This is a genomic window from Enterobacter sp. BNK-22 (assembly GCF_048684805.1).
In the GTDB taxonomy this organism is placed as follows: Bacteria; Pseudomonadota; Gammaproteobacteria; order Enterobacterales; family Enterobacteriaceae; genus Enterobacter; species Enterobacter quasiroggenkampii.
Map to the genome: position 1 here is coordinate 598,091 of NZ_JBLQTT010000001.1, position 20,589 is coordinate 618,679.

Below are 20,589 nucleotides of genomic sequence, written 5' to 3' on the forward strand. Positions count from 1 at the left end.
TTACCGCAGAATGAAGGCTGTATACAGAACGTCAGTGACTTCCTGCTTAGGTTGGCCGTTTACCAGCGGGGTCGCCAGCGTTTGTTTAATGGCGTCGACCAGCTTTTGCTTACCCACATCGGTGGCCAGCGCCGAAGCGTCCTGACGAGAGAACAGCAGCAGAAGGCGGCTACGCACCTCCGGAAGATAATCATTCAGACGCGCGCGCGTGGCTTCATCCTTCAGGCGCAGCGTAATACCGACGTACAGCACACGATCCGCGTCACCGAGATTCACGGTGAAGGTGTCCAGAGGGAAAAATACCGGCGCCGGTGGCGGTGCAGGTTCGGCTTTGGCCGCAGCGGTCGAAGGTTCCTGCTGCATACGCCAGTAACTATAGCCCGCGGTAGCGCAGGCGGCGAGCGTGATCAACACCAGCAGCGGGATCCAGATGGAACGCTTACTTTTTTTGGTGATAGCGGAGTCAGTCATCTGATACGAGCTTCCTGTTTCGGTACAGCTTAATAAGGTGATTATCCCGTGTCCTGCTGTCGTCAAAGCGTGGAAAAGACGGGGATAATCACGCTACCTCTGGCGTTTAGGCGAAGATGTCTACGGCACTGTTACCGCGCGCGGCGGATTGCAGGGCGGCAGGAACGGGCAGTAGTTCATCGCTCTCTTCATTAAAACCGCCGGTGTTGCCGGAACGCGAAGCCTGGTGCTGCTGCTGGGATGAGGACTGCTGCTGCCCGGCAAAGCTCTCGCTGCTGACGCTGCTCTGCGCAAGCTGAATGCCGTTTTCTGCCAGCGAGGTTCGCAGTACCGGCAGCGCGGCTTCCAGCGCCGCGCGGACATGGCTGTGCGCAGAGACCATCTGCAACTGCGCCTGGTTATCATCCAGCTTAAGCGAAATTTGCACCTGACCCAGATCTTCCGGGTGCAGACGCAGCTCGGCCGTCTGCTGGCCCTGTTTGGTGAACAGGGTGATGTGCTGGCTCAGGGACTGCTGCCATTCATGCGTGCCCAGAGGCTGGCTTAATACCGGCGCGGGAGCAACGGTGGCGGCCGTCTGACTGGTTGCATGGCTGGACATAATCGGTGCCAGGGTAGCCGTCGGCGATGATGAGGAGGAGGCGCTGGCGAGCTCCTGCTTCTCTGCGGTTGCGGCCACGACCGGCGTGGCCGGCGCGTTGCTCGACAGGGCCGGGTCGCTGTTTTTCGCCTGGCTCTGATAAGGCGCAGCACTCTGCGCTTTATCATGGCTTCCCGGAAGCGCGTTCAGGGACGGTTGGCCCGCGCCGTTTTGCGCAAGCGCTGCTGTACTCAGCGGTGCGGTGGCGGAAACGCCGTCACTGCCAGCTACGCGAGAGGCGGTAGTTTGCTGGTGCGGCAGCATCGCCATCAGGGCGCTCAATCCGGCCAGCTCCTCTTCGCTCAGCTCGCTTTTACCGTCATCTTTGCTGTTCGCGGCATTGATCGTCTTCAGTGCGTCACCTTTAGACAGCGGCACCAGTCCGGAAACCAGCGTATCAAGCGAGGTGACGGGCGCCGTTTCATCGCCATTCAGCGCGGTTTGGCGCGAGAGCAGGTCGGCAATTTTGGCCTGCAGGGTGGTATCCCCTTTGGCGTCCTGAGCAACGTGGGACAGCTTGCTGCCGGCGGCTTTCAGGTCAGCCAGGGTCAGTGGCGCATCTTTGCCCTTGCCCGTCGCGTCCGACAGGGCGCCCGCGAGCAGCGCGAGAAAGTCCTGTGCACCGTCGGTGCCTTTCCCCGTCTGCGTACCGCCTGACAGGTCGCTGTCGCTCATCAGCAGTTGTTGCAGTGTGATCATTCCGGTTTCCTCATTGATGCGCGCTGGGCAAACTCATCCATTTTTTTCTGATCCAGACGGTTTTCCGCCAGGGTCGTTGCCGCAATCTGTCGGTCCTGTAAGGTCTGCCAGGCCTGCAGTCGCTGCTTCTTCTCGCGCCAGAAATTCAGCGCGGTATCGACTTTCTGGGTCCACTGGTGAAGCTGCTGGCGATGCTGATCTATCGCCTTCTCCAGCGTCTGGATAAACTGCTGATAGTTAATCCAGCGCTGGCTTCCAATGCCCTGTGTCATATCGGTATTGAGGTTGGTGCGATATTCATGCTGATAGTCGATTAACATCTTCAACTGTTCTTCAGCCTGCTGGCACCCGCGTCGCATTGCGCCAAGCTGCAATGCGGCATCATCAACTTCTTTTTCAGCCAGATCTTTCAGCGTTGATAACGCGCTGTTTTGCGCCATGACCTTCGCCCTCCACCTGTGTTACACCTGCGGGAAAATCAGCTCCAGTGCCTGAATTGAATCTTCCCAGTTGGCACGTTCAAAAATGCCTTGTTGTAAAAATGCCTCCAGCTGCGGCCACAGGGTAATCGCTTTGTCGAGCATCGGGTCGCTGCCTTTGGCATACGCCCCCACGCTGACCAGATCGCGGTTGCGCTGGAAGCTGGAGAGGAGTTGTTTAAAGTTACGCACGCGGGCGTAGTGCTTCTCGGTTATCAGCGCCGTCATTGCGCGGCTGATAGAGGCTTCAATATCAATTGCCGGATAGTGTCCGGCTTCGGCAAGACGACGCGACAGCACAATATGGCCGTCAAGGATCGCGCGCGCGGAGTCGGCAATCGGATCCTGCTGGTCATCGCCTTCGGTCAGCACCGTATAGAACGCGGTGATGGAGCCGCCGCCGCTGATGCCGTTCCCCGCACGTTCCACCAGAGCAGGGAGTTTGGCGAAGACCGAAGGCGGGTAGCCTTTGGTCGCCGGTGGCTCACCAATAGCCAGCGCGATTTCACGCTGCGCCATCGCGTAGCGGGTCAGCGAATCCATGATCAGCAGCACGTGCTTGCCACGGTCACGAAAATCTTCGGCGATGCGGGTGGCATACGCTGCCCCCTGCATACGCAGTAACGGCGACACGTCCGCCGGTGCGGCAATGACCACCGAGCGGGCACGGCCTTCCGCACCCAGAATGTTTTCAATGAAATCTTTAACTTCGCGACCACGTTCGCCGATCAGGCCCACAACGATAACGTCCGCCTGGGTATAGCGCGCCATCATGCCGAGCAGAACGGATTTACCTACGCCTGACCCGGCGAACAGGCCCATACGTTGTCCGCGTCCCACGGTCAGCAGGGCGTTAATTGGGCGTACGCCGGTATCGAGCACATGCTCGATAGGGGTTCGCTGCAGGGGGTTAAACGGCTGGGTGATTAATGCGCCGGTTTCAGTGGTGTCCGGCGAGGGCAGCCCGTCGAGCGGCTTCCCGCTGCCGTCCAGCACGCGCCCCAGCAGGGCAGGACCAAGCGGCAGCTGTTTCCCACTTTGCAGCCCATCGCCAGACGTGTTTTTGGCATACACGCGCGCGCCGGGCAGAATGCCTTCCACCTCTTCAAGCGGCATCAGGAACAGGCGCTGGCCGTTGAACCCGACCACTTCGCTTTCCACTTCACGCGTTTCCAGACCGTCCTGACGCTCGATCACGCAGGTCGCGCCCAGCGGCAGCTGCAGACCGGTGGCCTCCAGTACCAGACCGGTGGCACGCGTCAGTCGCCCATAACGACGAACAGAGGGCAGTTGCGCCATCTTCGTCTCAAAATTGTCGAGCGTGGTGAGCCAGCGGGTGAGGCGTGCGGTCATCAGACGACTCCCGGTGCCGCCAGGCGGCACAGTTCCTGCCAGCGGGTGGCGACGCTGGCATCCAGATCGCCTTCATCGGCTGAGACTTTGCAGCCGCCGTGATGTAACGACGGATCGCCGCGCAGACGCCAGCCGTGCAGGTTTAGCGTCGCGCCCAGGCTCTCTTCCACGCGCTGCAGGTCGTCCGGATGGACGCGCAGCTGCGGCTTACCGCTGAACAGCGGCTCCTGCTGCAGCAGGCCCTGAATTTGTTTGATCAGCGCCGTGTTATCCACGACGGGCGTCTGGCCGATCACCTGACGCGCGGCTTCCAGCGCCATCTGCATCAGTCGCGAGGCAATCACGCTGTCCAGCGCGTCCAGCGTGTGCTGAAACTCGCTGACCAGCTGCTGCATGCGGGCATGGATCGGCGCCTGCTGCTGGCGCGCCTGATCGATACCGTGCTCTAACCCTTTTGACAGGCCTTCCTGATACCCCAGCTCGTGGCCTTTCTGCCGGCCTTCGTTCAGACCGGCATTGTAGCCCTGCTCGTGCGCCTGCATTTGCAGCTGAGCCAGCATCTGTGCTTGCTGCTCTTCTTCGCTTAGCTCAGGCTGTTCGACGTCCGGGTCAAGCTCCTCGGTCGGGATCACGGCTGGCGTGAACTCGGAGAGGGGAGGGGCCAAATCGTCCGGCGTCCAACGCTTCCACGGCAGCTCATTAGACATAGGTGTCGTCTCCGCTGCCAATCACCATCTCGCCGGTTTCCGCCAGACGACGAACAATAAGCAGAATGGCTTTCTGTTCGTTTTCCACCTGAGACAGACGAACCGGGCCGCGGTTGGCAAGGTCGTCGCGCAGGATATCGGCCGCACGCTGAGACATGTTGCGCAGGAACTTCTCGCGCAGCGGCTGCTCGGCGCCTTTGAGGGCGATAAGCAGCGACTCGGAATCCACTTCCTGGAGCAGGCGCTGGATGCTGCGGTCGTCCACTTCGACGAGGTTTTCGAACAGGAACATCTCGTCGATGATTTTCTGTGCCAGCTCGCCGTCGAATTCGCGAACCGCCGTAATGACGGCCTCTTCCTGCTGCGTTTTCATCAGGTTGATGATTTCCGCCGCCGTTCTCACGCCGCCCATTTTGCTGCGCTTGAGGTTCTGGCCGTCGAGCAGGTTGTTCAGCACCTCGGTCAGCTCCGCCAACGCGGCTGGCTGGACGCCGCCGAAGGTGGCGATACGCAGCATCACATCGTGACGCAGGCGCTCTTCGAACAGCGCCAGAATATCGGCCGCCTGACCACGTTTGAGGTGGACAAGGATGGTGGCGATAATCTGCGGGTGCTCGTCGCGAATAAGGTCGGCGGCACTCTGCGGTTCCATAAAGTTGAGCGTTTCGATACCGCTGGCGGTATCGCGCGTTTCCAGAATATCTTCCAGCAGGCTGGCGGCACGCTCTTCGCCCAGCGCCTTGACCAGCACGGAACGCAGGTAGTCGTTGGCGTTGACGTTCAGCGCGGCAAACTGTTCGGCTTCCTGCTCAAACTCCGACAGCACTTCGGTCAGCTGTTTATTGGAGATTTGACGCACGTTGGCCATGGCCGCACTGAGAATCTGTACCTCTCGCTGGGAGAGGTGTTTAAACACCTCTGCCGCGCGATCTTCGCCAATGGTCATCAACAGGATGACGCTTTTATCGGTGCCCGTAAGCGTATTACTCATGTTCGTTACCCATCCACTGGCGGATGACCAGCGCCACGACGCGCGGATCGTTATCTGACATTTCGCGAATGCGCTGGCTCATCACCTCGGCACCCATGCGCTGGTTAGCACGGCGTTGCTGCATCTGTTCATCTTTACTGAGGCGAACTTCAACCGCTTCTTCCGTTTCCTGACGCGCATTCATCTGCTCGCGAGCCGCTTTTTCAGCTTCGGCACGGCGCTGGAGCTGTGGACGAACGCCCTTACGCCACAGCAGCCACGCAACAATCAGCACCAGCAGCCAGCGTCCTGCGGACATCAGCTGGTCGATAAACGCCTGCTGTTGCCAGAACGGCAGTTCACCGCCGGTCTCTTCAACCGAGTTGAACGGTGAGTTCACCACGTTGAGGGTATCGCCGCGCTTCTCGGAGTAACCCATCGCTTCGCGGGTCAGGTTTTCAATCTGCTTCATCTGCTCGGCGGTCAACGGCAACGGTTTGCCATCCGCCAGCGTTTTGTAGTTCACCACTACCGCAACAGAGAGACGCTGAATATCGCCCACGTTCAGTTTAGTGTGACGAATCGTTCTATCCACTTCGTAGTTCGTGGTTTCGTTACGGCTGGTGTTTCGTGGGCCGCTGTTATTCGCCGTAGAGGTGGTCTGCTGATTATTTTGCTGACCGTTCTGCTGATTGGCCGGCGGCGTAGAGATCGGCGCCGCGTTTGCCGGGGCAGGCTGGTTAGACAGCGCGCCCGGCACGCCGCCCGGGTAGGCACCGCCAACCTGCTCGCTGGAGTTGATTTGACGCGAACGCATGACCGCCTGAGCCGCATCGCCGTTCGGGCTGTACTGCTCTTCGGTTTGTTCTTTATTCGAGAAGTCGATCTGCGCTGTGACCTGCGCGTGCACGTTGCTGTTGCCCACAACCGGGCCGAGGATCGCTTCGATACGACGCTGGAGACGGCTTTCGACATCGGCGGCATATTTCAGCTGCGCGTCATTCAGATCGCGACCGGCGGTATTGGATTGCGTCAGCAGGTGACCGCTCTGGTCAACCAGCGTCACGTTACCCGGCGGCAGACCGGCCACGGCGCTGGAGACGAGATGCGTCACCGCGCTGATTTGCCCTTCGTCCAGCGCGCGGCCAGGCTCAAGGTTCACGGTCACGGAAGCCGAAGGTGATTTCTGTTCGCGGACAAATAAGGAAGGTTTAGGCATCGCCAGGTGCACGCGGGCGCTCTTCACCGGGCCTAATGTTTCAATGGTGCGGGCCAGTTCACCTTCCAGCGCACGCTGGTAGTTCACCTGCTCGCTGAACTGGCTGATACCGAATTTTTCCTGATCCAGCAGCTCAAAGCCTACCGCGCCGCCTTTCGGCAGCCCCTGCTGGGCCAGGCGCAGACGCAGTTCGTGCACCTTATCTGCCGGGACCTCCAGCGCACCGCCATTATCGGCAAAGCGATAAGGGATGTTCATCTGGGTCAGCTGGGTGACGATGGCGCCGCCATCCTGATCGGAAAGGTTACTGTAGAGCGTCCGGTAATCAGGGCTTTTCGCCCACAGGACCATCGCTACAAGGATCGCAATTGCGGCAGCGCCTGCCACGATCAACGGGATTTTAGGATTCGCGCGAAGGCGGTTCATCCACTCGAGTGATTTATTCTGCGGCGCTGTCGATGCTGTTGCACTCATTGCGCACCTCTTAAATCCTGGTGGTTTACGTTATTCGTGTAGAGAAACAAAACTGACTCCCGGGTCGGCAAACACGACAAAAGTTCCATATTGATGGCCCTGCCATTATTTGATGATTCGTGATTTTCTATGCGTCAAATAACCTGGTTTTTTCATGCTATTTACCGCCATTATCTTATTGACAAGCTGTTAGTCTTGACCGCGTAAAAAACCATCCAGGGGAGAGTCATGGCTATACAGGGCATTGAAGGGGTAATCAGTCAGTTGCAGGCAACGGCGATGACGGCCCGTAACCAGAATGTGGCAGATCAGCAGCCGAGCATCAGCTTTGCAGGGCAACTGCATGCCGCTCTTGACCGTATCAGTGATACCCAGACCGCAGCGCGCACTCAGGCTGAGAAGTTCACTCTCGGCGAGCCGGGCGTGGCGCTGAATGATGTGATGACCGATTTGCAAAAAGCCTCGGTTTCTCTGCAGATGGGGATCCAGGTGCGTAACAAGCTGGTGTCGGCCTATCAGGAAGTGATGGGGATGCAGGTCTAAGACCTGTCGATCTTCGCTGGCAGCCGCAGCGCTTTAATGCCACAATATTTTTTTCTTCGAATGCAGGAAAGATGATGAAAAAAATAGCAATTGCTGGCGCGCTGCTGGCACTGACCGGGTGCGTTCAGGTCGATAATTATAACGACGTGATCAAGCATCCTGTCCCGGCGCATCTGGCGGGATACTGGCAGTCGAAAGGGCCGCAGAGCAACATGGTCAGCCCGAATGCGATTGCCACGCTGGTGGTGACGGAAGAGGGCGATACGCTGGACTGCCGTCAGTGGCAGCGCGTGATTGCCGTGCCGGGTAAAATCATGCTGCGTTCAGACAGTTATTACAACGTGACGCGTAAGCTGGATATCTATCCGCTGGAGCGCGATGGCTCGACGCTTGAGTACGACGGGCTGGAGCTGCAGAAGGTCGATCGCCCAACGGTTGAGTGTGCCGATTACCTGAGCAAGAATCCGCTGGCGAGTAAACTACCGTAGCCGTTTTTTTGCCGGGTGGCGGCTTCACCTGACCCGGCCTACAAAAGTACCGTCCCGTAGGCCGGGTAAGCGTCAGCGCCACCCGGCATTGTTTCTACAACGCATCCTCAATCACCCACACGCTGACGCTTCCGCCTTTGCAGGTAAACGTTCCTTCGCCATCTGCCGCCGTGGTGACCGTTTCTTCGCGATTGCCGAGAAAATCACGCCACGTTTTGTTGCCGTAGTTTTCCCCCAGGCAAATTACCTTCTCGCCGTCGTCGCCGTTCGACATCACCACCACGCAGCCGGGATCGTCATCCGTACCGCTGCGGCTGAAGGCGATGCAGTTAGGATGGTCAAAAAACAGCGTCTGCACGCCGTGGGCAAAACGCTGGCGCGCGAGGATCAGCTCGTGGAGTTGCTCAATCACAGGCATGTCAATATGGTACGTCTCTCCGTCTCCTCCCGTATCGTCATAGCTGGCACCAAAGAGGTCCGGATAAAAGACGCTCGGCACGCCATTTTCCCGCAGCAGGATCAGCGCATACGCCAGCGGTTTAAACCATGCTTCGACCGGGGCTTCCAGCGCCTGCAAAGGCTGGGTGTCATGGTTCGCGACGAGGGTCACCGCATGAAACGGATCGGCTTCCACCAGCGTGCCGGTGAAGATTTGGCTCATGTCGTAATCCCGACCCTGACGTGACGCCTCGTGGAATTTCATCTGCAGGGGGGCATCAAACAGCATGGTTTTGCCTTCAACCTGGTCAATATAGGCCTGAAGCTTATCCACCTCGTGGGACCAGTATTCCGCCACGATAAACAGCGGCTGGTCGGCGACTTCCTGGACGTGCTCAATCCACTCTTTGTAGAACCAGGCGGGAATATGCTTGACGGCGTCCAGACGAAAACCGTCGCAGCCCGTCTGTTCCATGACCCAGCGGGCCCAGTATTTGATCTCCTCGGTGACGGCGTGATTGCGAAAGTCGATATTTTCGCCCATCAGATAGTCGAAGTTACCCATCTCATCATCAACCTGATCGTTCCAGCCTTCGCCGGTGTAGTCGTTGACGATTTTAAAGATGCCGTCTTCATTGGGGTTTTCAATGTGGTCGACGCCGCTGAAGCATTTGTAGTCCCAGATGAACTGGGAATATTGCCCGGCGCGGGCAGGGAAGGTATAGCGGGTCCAGGCTTCACACTCGATGACCTCATCATCGATTTGCGTGCGATCCTGCTCGTTCACGCGCTGAACGCGCACAGGCTCTTTTTCATCGGCGCCCATTTTGTGGTTGACCACCACGTCCAGCAGCACGGCAATGTCGTTGCTCTTGAGGGCGTCAATGGCCTCCAGAAGTTGCGCTTTGTCACCGTATTTGGTGGCGATACTCCCTTTCTGGTCAAACTCGCCCAGATCGAACAGGTCATAGGAGTCATAACCGACAGAATACCCGCCTGACGCGCCTTTATAGGCGGGCGGTAGCCAGATCATGTTAATGCCGATTTCGTTAAGATTGGGTGCTAACGCCGTGACCTCTCGCCACAATTCACCGCCAGCAGGGTAGTACCAGTGAAAACATTGTAACAGGGTGGGGTTTTTCATCATCCTTGCTCCAGAAGCCATTGGCAGACTTCTGGAGTATGGATGAAGAAATCATAGTTGTGTGTCGCGGGTAAAACTTTCTGGATAAAGAATATTCCCTGACAGCTTTCCATAGGTAGACGTGATGGATTGCTGTTTGCCGGTTTGATCGATCAGACTGCGCAGTTCGTCCATGCGGACTTTCAGCAGCGCCTTAAGCGCATTCTCATTTTCAAGGATCATTTCCAGCAGCGCACGCGCTTGCTCAACCTGAGCCGGAGGGCATGACATGATGGGCGTTTGAGAAATCCTTTCCACCAGTTGTACGTAATGCATTTCCTGCTCGATAAGCGCATCCCATTGACCAGAATGTGCGAGATTTAGCATAGCAATGCTCTGAGCATGTAACGCCTGCCAGTGGCTAAGCGCTGCGCTGGGATTATTCATCAAAATTATCCTGAAATAGAGGACGCATTGGGGCCGATTTGCTTCCACGCATCCGCAATGTTGTTTAATAAACCCTCGACTTCAACAATTGCGTCTACGTCATTACTGACATTCGCCAGTAACAAACGTCGAACCATATATTCGTACAAGGAGGCAAGGTTACCGGACAACTCGCTCTCAACCTCCATGTTCAGTCCTGCTTTTAAACCGTTGTCGATGATGTTGATGGCTTTCGATAACGCTTCGCCTTTCTCACGAATTTGTCCGGCTTCCATGAACAAACGCGCGCGAACAAGGGCGCTATGCGCCCCGTCGAACAACATGACAATCAGCTGGTGTGGACTGGCATTCATCACTGCACTTTCGACTCCTATCTGCTGATAGGATTGAACACCAGAGGTCTTATACATTTCCACTCCTCAATGCGACGACTATTTTTGTGAGAACTGTTGGGTCAGGTAGTTGGCTGTACTGGTCATTTTGGTGACTAATACGTCCAGGCTGGTGAACTGGGTTTTGTAACGCGCCATGGTGGCTTCAATTTGGGCATCCATGGCATCATAGCGTTCGCCCAGGGTTTTCAGCGTTTTGTTGATCCCGTCTTTCGCGTTCTGGATCACCCCGGCGCTACCGGTACTGGTGCTGAGCATGGCGGTCAGCGTGTTGTTCATCTGCGTGGCCATACCGGTTTTCTTTCCGTCACCGACAAAGTACTGCTGCACGGCGTTCGGGTTGTCGGTCAGCGCTTTTTTCAGCTTGTCGGTATCGACCTTCAGGTTACCGACGGTGCCGTCTGAGCCTTTAACCGGGTCCTGGGTAATCCCCAGTTGGGCCATGATCTGAACCGAGCCGGCCTGCACTTCGGTCAGCAGACCGCGCAGCTGAGACTGAACTCCGCGCACGTTCGCATCACCGACCAGCGCGCCGTTGCTGGTAGACTGGCTGCCGGAGCCTGCATCGACTGGCACATATTTCGTCAGGCTGTTAATGGTGGACTGCAGCGAGTTGTACGCCGTGACCCAGTCCGTAATCGCCTTCTGGTTTGCATCCGTTGCGCGCGAAACCTCAAGGGTTTCATCGGCTTTGCTTTCGGCCTTCACCGAGAAAGTCACGCCAGGCAGCGCATCGGTAATGGTATTCGACTGGCGCTCGATAGAGATATTGTTCACCACCACGATGGCGTTCTGCGCGTCGGTGTTCACCGTCAGCGCGCCCGTTTTAGTGGTTGAGTCGTAGCCAATGGCGCTTTGCAGCTTGGCGTCGCCGGTGACGCTGACGGTCATCGCACCATCGGTACCGGTGGTTTTTGATGACAGCATCAGGCGGTAATCACCGTCTTTCGCTTTAATGACGCTGGCGGTAACGTTGCCGTTCGCTTTATTAATGGCGCTCGCGATCCCGGCCAGCGACGTATCGCCATCGGCCAGCGTGACCTCTAACGGTGTCTTCGTGCCCGGCTGGGTGATGGTGATTTTACGCGTTGTACCTGTCGTATCGCCGAGCAGATCCGTGTTGTTTGCATAGGAGCCGGTAGTGAGCGCCTGTGCTTTTGCAACCTGGTTGACGTTAACCACAAAGGAACCCACGGACGCATCAGCTGTCGTCGTGGCGGTAAAGGCCGTGTTGGTGCTGCTCACGGACGTTGAGTTCCAGGTGGTGGCTTTACCCAGTGCAGCGGTGGCAGTCTGCAGCGATGTCATGGCGCTCTGCAGCTTGCCGTAAGCGCTTAACTGTGCGTTATACGTTGATTGCTGGGAAGTAATCGTCGTCAGCTTGGTTTTCTCTGCCGCTTCCAACTGATTATATAAATCCCCGAGTCCTGCAGAACCTATCCCGAGGTTACTGATAGTAGCCATGCATATTTTCCTTAAAATACGAAAGTAGTTCAGGACTCTTATCGGCCTCTTAACGTAAAAGTTTACGATGGTGAGAAAAAAATAATCCAAAGAATAGGCACGTCCTGGCGGGGTAAATGAAAGGATTGCACTTTAGGATCATTATCCGCGCATTGAAAACACGAATAAGTGTGTGCCTTTTTTGTCATCTCTTTGCGCGTTAAAAAAGCGTAAATAATAACGCGTTGACGGACCTTAATTGATTTTTTAAAAATAAATCTGTTAATAATCAGTTGGTTGTAATTTTTTCAAAATTGATTCTAAAGTCTTTTAGGGACCCGTCGATAACCTTGTTGACGGTGAGAGACGCTGTGAGTGTTAGGCACCGGACCTAAAACCCAATTTTTGAAGGAAAGAAAATTATGGCAGTTATCAATACTAACCTGTTGTCCCTGACCACTCAGAACAACCTGAACAAATCTCAGTCTTCTCTGGGCACTGCTATCGAGCGTCTGTCTTCCGGTCTGCGTATTAACAGCGCGAAAGACGATGCTGCTGGCCAGGCGATTGCAAACCGCATGACCGCTCAGATCAAAGGGATGACCCAGGCAGCACGTAACGCCAACGACGGTATCTCCATGGCGCAGACTGCTGAAGGTTCTCTGAACGAAATCAACAACAACCTGCAGCGTGTACGTGAACTGGCTGTTCAGGCAAGCAACGGCACCAACAGCGCATCTGACCTGGCTTCTCTGCAGGATGAAGTTACCGCTCGTCTGGCTGAAATCGACCGTGTTGCGGGCAAAACTGACTTCAACGGCATCAAACTGCTGGACGGCACTGCAGGTACTGCGGGCGTAGTTAAAATTCAGGTTGGCGTGAACGACGGCGACACCATCAACCTGGATCTGAGCGGCGCGAAAGCTGACTCTACTACTCTGGGCGTGAACGCAATCGACCTGAAAGCAATGACCGCTACCGACCTGAACACCATCGACAAAGCTATCGCTACCGTTGATAAAGCACGTTCTGGTCTGGGTGCTGTGCAGAACCGCTTCACTTCTGCAATCAACAACCTGAACAACACCTCTAACAACCTGTCTGCTGCTCAGTCCCGTATCCAGGACGCTGACTACGCAACTGAAGTTTCCAACATGTCTCGCGCGCAGATCCTGCAGCAGGCTGGTACTTCTGTTCTGTCTCAGGCAAACCAGGTTCCACAGACTGTTCTGTCTCTGCTGCGTTAATTTTACGCACGAAACCCCGCTTCGGCGGGGTTTTTTTATCTCTGCTATCTGAGAATCCGCCCGTGAAACAAATCAGTGTCACTCAACCAAAGCTGGTCGCAGATTTTTCATGTGTCGGTGGGGAATGCCGTGAACATTGTTGTCAGGGCTGGACCATCGCATTTGATAAATCCTCCGTTAATCGCTATCTGAACAGTAAAAATGCCGCCATTCGTCACACGGCGAAAACGGCGATAAAAGTTACCAAAAAACAGTATGGCAACTGGGGCGAAGTGATTTTCCATACGGAAAGTAAGAACTGTCCGTTTATGGATACGGAAAAACTCTGTTCTATTCACAGCGCCATGGGCGCGCAGGCCTTAAGCCCAACCTGTTCGTCGTTTCCACGGACAAACCGGGTCTATAAAAATGAAATCGAAAAATCATTGAATCTCTCGTGTCCGGAAGTCACCCGACTTCTGTTGAACGATCGGGAGTCTATGTCGATGATGGAATCGGTCATTGTCCAGCAGGACGTCAATACTGCGCCGATGATTGATTTAAAGGCAAAAGTCATCAATCTCTTCTGCCAGAATATATTCAGCGTTGAGGACGTTAGCGTTGAAGAACAGGTTTACGCCGTGGTGAAGTTCCTCATGGTGGCTGAAAAACTCGAAAACCTGGAAGAAAATATCGGCACGCTCGAAACGGTTTATTTCTCGCTGGTTAACGAACTGGTGAACGGTAAAATCAAGACGGAGTTGGGCGGATTTAATCAGAACTACAGCCTGAAGTTCGCGTTAATTTCGCTCATCCAGAGTTACTTTACGAAGAAAGCGACGGCCCGCGGTGGTGCGGTGTTAAACCACTATTTTGCCCAGCTTTATCAACAGTTCGAATCTGTCGGTGATGCCGTACCGGCAGAGAAGGTCATGGAGAACATCGAGTCCGTCTGGCGCGATGTGGCGGGCAGTTACCTGGCGACCAATGACCACTTATTTAAGAACTTTTTTAAATACAAACTCTGGGAGCAGGGCTTCCCGCAGAGCAACGGTCGCAGCATGTTGAATAATCTTTATTTAATCGTTGCGGAGTACTATTTCCTGAAAACGTTACTTGCTGGTCAGGCTATCGTGGCGGGGAAAATTGAACAAGATAATATCATTGATGTTATTTACAGCTTCCACTCCCTTAGCCAGCATAATCAGGAAGCGGGAAAGCTCTTTCATCAACATATAGATAGCGTCAAACTGGGCGACGATCTTTCATTGTTGCAACTGTTAATTTAGGCAGAAAAGTTGCCCCGGTTGAGGGCAACCTCAGAATAACCTCACTTTATCCCCCTTTTTCATCCAATTGAACGCCCTGCAGAATCGGATAATCATGCCGATAACTCAACTAACGCAGGGCTGTTTATCGTGAATTCACTCTATACCGCTGAAGGTGTAATGGATAAACACTCGCTGTGGCAGCGTTATGTCCCGCTGGTGCGTCACGAAGCATTGCGCCTCCAGGTGCGCTTGCCGGCGAGCGTGGAACTCGACGATCTGCTACAGGCGGGCGGTATCGGGTTATTGAATGCAGTTGACCGATACGACGCTCTGCAAGGAACGGCATTTACGACTTACGCAGTTCAGCGTATTCGTGGTGCGATGCTGGACGAGCTGCGCAGCCGTGACTGGGTGCCGCGCAGTGTTCGCCGCAACGCACGCGAAGTGGCGCATGCGATGGGGCAGCTGGAACAGGAACTGGGACGCAACGCAACGGAAACTGAAGTGGCGGATCGTCTTGGCATTGCTGTTGAAGAGTATCGTCAGATGTTGCTCGATACCAATAATAGCCAACTCTTCTCTTATGACGAGTGGCGAGAAGAGCATGGCGATAGCATCGAGCTGGTGACGGATGAGCACCAGCAAGAAAACCCGTTACACCATTTAATGGAAGGGAATTTACGCCAGCGCGTCATGGAAGCTATTGAAGCTCTGCCTGAACGCGAACAGCTGGTATTGACCCTTTATTACCAGGAAGAGCTTAACCTCAAAGAGATTGGCGCTGTTCTGGAGGTGGGAGAGTCGCGGGTGAGCCAGCTGCACAGCCAAGCCATTAAACGCTTACGAACCAAGCTGGGTAAGTTATAGGTGATTGATTCACCTTAAAAATGCCGCACAACGTATTGACAACCAGGAGTTATCATGACGGTGCAGCAATCTAAAAGACGGCCTTTAAGCCGCTACCTGAAAGACTTTAAACACAGCCAGACGCATTGCGCCCACTGTAACAAGTTACTCGATCGTATCACGCTGGTTCGCCGTGGCGAAATCGTCAATAAGATCGCGATTTCGCGCCTCGACACGTTGATGGACGAAGCAGCATGGCTCGAAGAGCAAAAAGAGTGGGTGGCGCTTTGCCGTTTCTGTGGCGATCTCCACTGCAAAGAGCAAAGCGACTTCTTCGACATTATCGGCTTCAAGCAATTCCTGTTTGAACAAACGGAGATGAGCCACGGCACCGTTCGCGAATATGTGGTTCGCCTGCGTCGCCTCGGACAACATCTGACCGTGAACAACATTTCCCGCGATCTGCTGAAAACCGGTTATCTGGACGAGAACCTGGAGCCGTGGCTGCCTGCGACCAGCACCAACAACTACCGAATTGCGCTGCGCAAGTATGCACAATATAAGGTACAAATGCCGGGTGCCATAAAGCAGAAAGCCCACGCCGGAACAACTTCTGATATATATTAAAAAAGAATAAGATGTAGCGCAGTCGCCTTTGACGTTGCAGGCGATTTCTCTACACTACGTAAAAATTCCACTATATCGGGGTATTTATGAAATTTGCACTTCTGGGTCGTCAGGCGCTGATGGGTGTTATGGCCGTTGCGCTGGTTGCAGGCATGAGCGTGAAAACGTTCGCCGCAGAAAACCTGCTGAATAAAGTGAAAGAGCGCGGTACGCTGCTGGTCGGGCTGGAAGGAACCTATCCTCCGTTCAGCTTCCAGGGCGATGACGGTAAGCTGACCGGTTTTGAAGTGGAGTTTGCTGAAGAGCTGGCGAAACACCTCGGCGTGAAAGCGTCCCTGAAACCGACCAAATGGGACGGTATGCTGGCGTCGCTGGATTCGAAACGTATTGATGTGGTCATCAACCAGGTCACCATTTCTGACGAGCGTAAGAAGAAGTATGACTTCTCCACCCCATATACCGTATCCGGTATTCAGGCGCTGGTGAAGAAAGGCAACGAAGGTGGGATTAAAACTGCCGCGGACCTGAAAGGGAAGAAAGTCGGTGTCGGTCTGGGAACCAACTACGAAGAGTGGCTGCGCCAGAACGTGCAGGGCGTAGATATCCGTACCTATGATGATGACCCGACGAAATACCAGGATCTGCGCGTGGGCCGTATCGACGCCATTCTGGTTGACCGCCTGGCGGCGCTGGATCTGGTGAAGAAAACCAACAACACCCTGGCGGTCGCGGGTGATGCGTTCTCTCGTCAGGAATCCGGTGTGGCTGTTCGTAAAGGTAACGAAGACCTGGTGAAAGCGATTGATGCGGCGATTGCGGATATGCAAAAAGACGGCAGCCTGAAAGCGCTTTCCGAGAAGTGGTTCGGGGCAGACGTCACGAAATAAGTTTCGGACGTAAAAAAAGGCGCTTTTAAAAGCGCCTTTTTTATTTCTTACGCGTCTGCGTGCATAATGAAAAATATCACATTTTGTCAGAGTTACCGGAGCATCCATGTCACTACAGAATTTAACGCGCTTTCCTCGCCTGGAGTTTATCGGCGCGCCGACGCCGCTGGAGTATCTGCCGCGATTTTCTGATTATTTAGGGCGCGATATTTTTATTAAGCGTGATGACGTGACGCCCATGGCGATGGGGGGCAACAAGCTGCGCAAGCTGGAGTTTCTGGCGGCGGACGCCCTGCGTGAAGGCGCGGATACGCTCATTACTGCCGGGGCCATCCAGTCCAACCACGTTCGCCAGACGGCGGCCGTAGCGGCGAAACTTGGGCTCCACTGCGTGGCGTTGCTGGAAAATCCGATTGGCACGCGGGCTGAAAACTATCTCACCAACGGTAACCGCCTGCTGCTGGATCTGTTTAACGTGCAGGTTGAGATGGTTGACGCGCTGACCGATCCGACCGCCCAGCTCGATGAGCTGGCGACGCGTCTGGAAGCGCAGGGGTTCCGCCCCTACGTTATCCCCGTCGGCGGGTCGAATGCGCTGGGCGCGCTGGGATATGTGGAAAGCGCGCTGGAGATCGCGCAGCAGTGCGAGGGCGCGGTAAGTCTCTCCTCCGTGGTGGTCGCGTCCGGCAGTGCGGGCACCCATGCCGGGCTGGCGGTGGGGCTGGAGCAACTGCTGCCGGACGTCGAACTGATTGGCGTGACGGTGTCCCGCAGCGTCGTGGATCAGAAGCCAAAAGTGGTTACGTTACAGCAGGCGGTCGCAGAGCAGCTGGAGCTGAAGGCAAAGGCCGATATTCTGCTCTGGGATGACTATTTTGCGCCGGGTTACGGCACGCCGAACGAAGAGGGAATGGAAGCGGTGAAACTGCTGGCGCGCCTCGAGGGCATACTGCTCGATCCGGTCTATACCGGCAAAGCGATGGCCGGACTGATCGACGGCATTGCGCAAAAACGCTTTAAGGATGAAGGGCCGATTTTATTTGTCCATACCGGCGGAGCGCCTGCGCTGTTTGCCTACCATCCTCATGTCTAAAAATCAGGTCGAAAAATAATAATGCAAGAAAGTATTCAACTGGTTATTGATTCTCTGCCGTATCTGCTGAAAGGTGCGGTATTTACGTTACAGCTTAGTATCGGCGGGATGTTCTTTGGGCTGGTTCTGGGATTTGTGCTGGCCTTGATGCGCATGTCGCCTATCCTGCCGGTGCGCTGGCTGGCGCGCTTTTATATCTCCGTGTTTCGCGGTACGCCGCTTATCGCCCAGCTCTTTATGATCTACTACGGCTTACCGCAGTTTGGTATCGAGCTGGATCCGATCCCGGCAGCGATGATTGGCCTGTCGCTCAATACCGCGGCGTACACCTCCGAAACCCTGCGTGCGGCCATCTCCTCCATTGACAAAGGGCAGTGGGAAGCGGCGGCCAGTATCGGGATGACGCCCTGGCAGACGCTGCGCCGCGCCATTCTGCCGCAGGCGGCGCGCGTGGCGCTTCCGCCGCTCAGCAACAGCTTTATCAGCCTGGTGAAAGATACCTCCCTGGCGGCAACGATTCAGGTTCCGGAGCTTTTCCGTCAGGCACAGCTCATCACCTCCCGTACGCTTGAGGTCTTTACCATGTATCTGGCCGCCTCGCTGATTTACTGGGTGATGGCGACAGTGCTCTCTGCTCTGCAAAACTATTTCGAAAACCAGCTTAACCGCCAGGAGCGTGATCCAAAATGAGTGCAATTGACGTCAAAAACCTGGTGAAGAAATTCCACGGTCAAACGGTGCTCCATGGGATCGATCTGGAGGTCGAGCAGGGCGAAGTGGTGGCGATTATCGGACCGAGCGGTTCGGGAAAGACGACGCTGCTGCGCAGCATTAACCTGCTTGAACAGCCGGAAGGCGGCACCATCCGGGTCGGGGAGATAACGATTGATACCGGGAAATCCATCAGTCAGCAGAAAGGGTTGATTCGCCGCCTGCGCCAGCATGTCGGCTTTGTTTTCCAGAACTTCAATCTTTTCCCACATCGTACGGTACTGGAGAACATCATTGAGGGGCCGGTTATCGTTAAAGGTGAGCCCAAAGAGGAAGCGACGGCGCGGGCTCGCGAACTGCTCGCCAAAGTTGGGCTGGCGGGAAAAGAGACCAGCTATCCGCGTCGCCTCTCTGGCGGCCAACAGCAGCGCGTGGCTATAGCGCGCGCGCTGGCGATGCGCCCGGACGTGATCCTGTTTGATGAACCGACTTCTGCGCTCGATCCGGAACTGGTGGGCGAGGTGCTGAACACCATTCGCCAGCTGGCACAGGAGAAACGTACGATGGTGATCGTGACCCATGAAATGAGCTTTGCGCGCGATGTCGCTGACAGAGCCATCTTCATGGATCAGGGGCGGATTGTGGAGCAGGGGCCAGCGAAAAGCCTGTTCGCTAACCCGCAACAGCCGCGAACCCGTCAATTCCTTGAAAAATTCCTTATGCAGTAGCATTTTTGCACGCATTTGCTCCAGAAATTTACTCTGGAGCAAATTATTCTCCCTCTGCACGAGGTCCCCTGTTTTTTTATTCTATCCGGCTCGGATAAACCTTATCGATAGTAAAGTTAATTGTGCTATTGCCGATATTTTGTGGTTAGAAAAAAGTTTTCTGTGTTAGCTTATATTCACCATAATAATGATTATCTGTTCAGAGGCTTCATTTAGTAAGTATGAAGGATTTAGACTTTTTCACCTGGCGACGGGAATGCTCCCTCCGGTTTCAGGAATTGACCTGTGCCGCCGAGGTATATCAGGAGCTGGAGCGTCAAACTCAGGCGCTGGAATTCGATTATTATGCGCTCTGTGTGCGCCATCCCGTGCCATTTACGCGCCCTAAGATCTCCCTGCATACCACTTACCCAAAACTGTGGATGGCGCAATATCAATCCGCGAACTATTTCGCGATCGATCCGGTTTTAAAACCGGAGAATTTCATTCAGGGGCATCTCCCCTGGACAGACGCATTATTCGCTGAGGCGCAGGAATTATGGCATAGCGCCCAGGACCACGGTTTACGCGCCGGAATAACGCAGTGCCTGATGCTGCCGAATCATGCGCTCGGCTTCCTGTCTGTTTCTCGTAGTCGCGTTCAGGAAGGGCCATTAGCCCATGAGGAAATAGAACTGCGGTTGCAAATGCTGGTGCAAATGGCGTTAACCTCCCTGATGCGTTTTGACCATGAGATGGTCATGCCGCCCGAAATGAAATTCAGCAAGCGCGAGCGTGAAATTCTGAAATGGACTGCGGAAGGGAAGACGTCAGCGGAAATAGCGATCATTCTCTCGATCTCAGAGAATACCGTTAACTTCCATCAGAAGAATATGCAGAAGAAATTTAACGCGCCCAATAAGACTCAGATCGCATGCTACGCGGCGGCAACCGGACTGATCTGACTCCGTAAAACGTTCTGCGTGACAGACGAGCGAACGGCTGAATGCACTGCATCCAGCCGTTTTTTGTTACTGGCGGTAGGCTTGCTTGATTTGCTTAACGGTGTTAGCAAATACCGCTGATTCAGCCTGGTCTTCCATCTCCGCGATTTGTTTTTCCATTTTAATGATCACACGGCCGGCATCAGCCTGGCCCATCGCCTGCAGCATCAGCGTCAGCAGTGCCTTCAGGCAGTTTACTTCCTGTGCCAGTTCCTGGTTATTCTCCGCAGTGGCAAATTCAGGTGTGCTCATTTATTTTCCTCATTATTAAACGGCGCTAGAGCGCGACGACGAAAGTCAAGGCGGCGGAGTATACCACAAGCTAACGTAA

Annotated in this window: 23 protein-coding genes; 11 read left to right on the forward strand and 12 right to left on the reverse strand. The window is 55.0% G+C overall.

What is annotated here, in order from left to right; translation table 11 throughout:
• The 7 genes from fliL to fliF all read right to left on the reverse strand — a co-directional run bounded on the left by fliL (position 1) and on the right by fliF (position 7,012).
• Positions 1 to 471, reverse strand: a complete 471-nt coding sequence (fliL, locus tag ACMGGE_RS02690; protein WP_021241388.1) for a flagellar basal body-associated protein FliL — start codon at positions 469 to 471, stop codon at positions 1 to 3.
• A 106-nt stretch (positions 472 to 577) separates the two neighbouring features.
• Positions 578 to 1,810: a flagellar hook length control protein FliK gene (fliK, locus tag ACMGGE_RS02695; RefSeq protein WP_420293331.1), complete on the reverse strand. Its 1,233-nt coding sequence runs from the start codon at positions 1,808 to 1,810 to the stop codon at positions 578 to 580.
• Positions 1,807 to 2,250: a flagellar export protein FliJ gene (gene fliJ / locus ACMGGE_RS02700; RefSeq protein WP_021241386.1), complete on the reverse strand. Its 444-nt coding sequence runs from the start codon at positions 2,248 to 2,250 to the stop codon at positions 1,807 to 1,809. The genes fliK and fliJ overlap by 4 nt, the downstream gene beginning before the upstream one ends.
• Before the next feature lie 21 nt (positions 2,251 to 2,271).
• Positions 2,272 to 3,642 (reverse strand): flagellar protein export ATPase FliI, encoded by a 1,371-nt coding sequence (gene fliI / locus ACMGGE_RS02705; RefSeq protein WP_045908161.1) that lies wholly within the window; start codon positions 3,640 to 3,642, stop codon positions 2,272 to 2,274.
• Positions 3,642 to 4,349: a flagellar assembly protein FliH gene (fliH, locus tag ACMGGE_RS02710; RefSeq protein ID WP_045908162.1), complete on the reverse strand. Its 708-nt coding sequence runs from the start codon at positions 4,347 to 4,349 to the stop codon at positions 3,642 to 3,644. Before fliH ends, fliI begins: the two co-directional genes overlap by 1 nt.
• Positions 4,342 to 5,340: a flagellar motor switch protein FliG gene (gene fliG / locus ACMGGE_RS02715; RefSeq protein WP_008500327.1), complete on the reverse strand. Its 999-nt coding sequence runs from the start codon at positions 5,338 to 5,340 to the stop codon at positions 4,342 to 4,344. The genes fliH and fliG overlap by 8 nt, the downstream gene beginning before the upstream one ends.
• Positions 5,333 to 7,012 carry a flagellar basal-body MS-ring/collar protein FliF gene (fliF, locus tag ACMGGE_RS02720; RefSeq protein ID WP_048029395.1) on the reverse strand — a complete coding sequence of 560 codons (1,680 nt, stop codon included), beginning with the start codon at positions 7,010 to 7,012 and terminating at the stop codon, positions 5,333 to 5,335. Before fliF ends, fliG begins: the two co-directional genes overlap by 8 nt.
• A 228-nt stretch (positions 7,013 to 7,240) precedes the next feature.
• On the opposite strand from fliF, the gene fliE reads away from it, so the two are divergent.
• Together fliE and yedD are read left to right on the forward strand one after the other, a co-directional pair.
• Positions 7,241 to 7,555 carry a flagellar hook-basal body complex protein FliE gene (gene fliE / locus ACMGGE_RS02725; RefSeq protein ID WP_008500329.1) on the forward strand — a complete coding sequence of 105 codons (315 nt, stop codon included), beginning with the start codon at positions 7,241 to 7,243 and terminating at the stop codon, positions 7,553 to 7,555.
• A 74-nt stretch (positions 7,556 to 7,629) separates the two neighbouring features.
• Positions 7,630 to 8,043, forward strand: coding sequence for a lipoprotein YedD (gene yedD, locus ACMGGE_RS02730; RefSeq protein ID WP_032652553.1), 414 nt, complete (start codon positions 7,630 to 7,632; stop codon positions 8,041 to 8,043).
• Positions 8,044 to 8,137: 94 nt separating this feature from the next.
• Here yedD and amyA read toward each other — a convergent pair whose 3' ends face one another.
• The 4 genes from amyA to fliD are packed head-to-tail and all read right to left on the reverse strand — an operon-like array spanning position 8,138 to position 11,907.
• Positions 8,138 to 9,625: an alpha-amylase gene (amyA, locus tag ACMGGE_RS02735; RefSeq protein ID WP_420294167.1), complete on the reverse strand. Its 1,488-nt coding sequence runs from the start codon at positions 9,623 to 9,625 to the stop codon at positions 8,138 to 8,140.
• Between the two features lie 51 nt (positions 9,626 to 9,676).
• Positions 9,677 to 10,051, reverse strand: coding sequence for a flagella biosynthesis regulatory protein FliT (gene fliT / locus ACMGGE_RS02740; protein WP_045908165.1), 375 nt, complete (start codon positions 10,049 to 10,051; stop codon positions 9,677 to 9,679).
• Between the two features lie 5 nt (positions 10,052 to 10,056).
• Positions 10,057 to 10,461 carry a flagellar export chaperone FliS gene (gene fliS / locus ACMGGE_RS02745; protein ID WP_023312296.1) on the reverse strand — a complete coding sequence of 135 codons (405 nt, stop codon included), beginning with the start codon at positions 10,459 to 10,461 and terminating at the stop codon, positions 10,057 to 10,059.
• A 21-nt stretch (positions 10,462 to 10,482) separates the two neighbouring features.
• The gene (gene fliD, locus ACMGGE_RS02750; RefSeq protein WP_045908166.1) at positions 10,483 to 11,907 is read right to left on the reverse strand and encodes a flagellar filament capping protein FliD; all 1,425 of its coding nucleotides are present in this window, start codon (positions 11,905 to 11,907) and stop codon (positions 10,483 to 10,485) included.
• Between the two features lie 401 nt (positions 11,908 to 12,308).
• Between fliD and ACMGGE_RS02755 the strand changes: the two genes are divergently transcribed.
• The 9 genes from ACMGGE_RS02755 (at position 12,309) to sdiA (ending at position 20,219) form a co-directional block, all read left to right on the forward strand.
• The gene (locus tag ACMGGE_RS02755; protein WP_023312294.1) at positions 12,309 to 13,133 is read left to right on the forward strand and encodes a flagellin; all 825 of its coding nucleotides are present in this window, start codon (positions 12,309 to 12,311) and stop codon (positions 13,131 to 13,133) included.
• 62 nt (positions 13,134 to 13,195) lie between these two features.
• Positions 13,196 to 14,401 (forward strand): flagellin lysine-N-methylase, encoded by a 1,206-nt coding sequence (gene fliB / locus ACMGGE_RS02760; RefSeq protein WP_248221818.1) that lies wholly within the window; start codon positions 13,196 to 13,198, stop codon positions 14,399 to 14,401.
• 129 nt (positions 14,402 to 14,530) lie between these two features.
• Positions 14,531 to 15,250, forward strand: coding sequence for an RNA polymerase sigma factor FliA (locus ACMGGE_RS02765; RefSeq protein WP_008500338.1), 720 nt, complete (start codon positions 14,531 to 14,533; stop codon positions 15,248 to 15,250).
• 54 nt (positions 15,251 to 15,304) lie between these two features.
• Complete coding sequence (fliZ, locus tag ACMGGE_RS02770) at positions 15,305 to 15,856, forward strand: flagella biosynthesis regulatory protein FliZ (protein WP_008500339.1); 552 nt, start codon at positions 15,305 to 15,307, stop codon at positions 15,854 to 15,856.
• Between the two features lie 86 nt (positions 15,857 to 15,942).
• Positions 15,943 to 16,743, forward strand: coding sequence for a cystine ABC transporter substrate-binding protein (tcyJ, locus tag ACMGGE_RS02775; RefSeq protein WP_045908169.1), 801 nt, complete (start codon positions 15,943 to 15,945; stop codon positions 16,741 to 16,743).
• A 106-nt stretch (positions 16,744 to 16,849) separates the two neighbouring features.
• A complete protein-coding gene (gene dcyD, locus ACMGGE_RS02780; RefSeq protein WP_229226084.1) occupies positions 16,850 to 17,836 on the forward strand; it encodes a D-cysteine desulfhydrase in 987 nt (328 codons plus the stop codon).
• A gap of 21 nt (positions 17,837 to 17,857) precedes the next feature.
• Complete coding sequence (gene tcyL / locus ACMGGE_RS02785; RefSeq protein WP_014884380.1) at positions 17,858 to 18,526, forward strand: cystine ABC transporter permease; 669 nt, start codon at positions 17,858 to 17,860, stop codon at positions 18,524 to 18,526.
• Entirely contained in the window at positions 18,523 to 19,275 is a 753-nt protein-coding gene (gene tcyN, locus ACMGGE_RS02790) for an L-cystine ABC transporter ATP-binding protein TcyN (protein ID WP_008500343.1), read from the forward strand. The genes tcyL and tcyN overlap by 4 nt, the downstream gene beginning before the upstream one ends.
• A gap of 221 nt (positions 19,276 to 19,496) precedes the next feature.
• Positions 19,497 to 20,219: a transcriptional regulator SdiA gene (sdiA, locus tag ACMGGE_RS02795; RefSeq protein ID WP_045908171.1), complete on the forward strand. Its 723-nt coding sequence runs from the start codon at positions 19,497 to 19,499 to the stop codon at positions 20,217 to 20,219.
• Positions 20,220 to 20,285: 66 nt separating this feature from the next.
• Here sdiA and ACMGGE_RS02800 read toward each other — a convergent pair whose 3' ends face one another.
• A complete protein-coding gene (locus ACMGGE_RS02800; protein ID WP_008500345.1) occupies positions 20,286 to 20,510 on the reverse strand; it encodes a DUF2594 family protein in 225 nt (74 codons plus the stop codon).
• Positions 20,511 to 20,589: the final 79 nt, after the last annotated feature.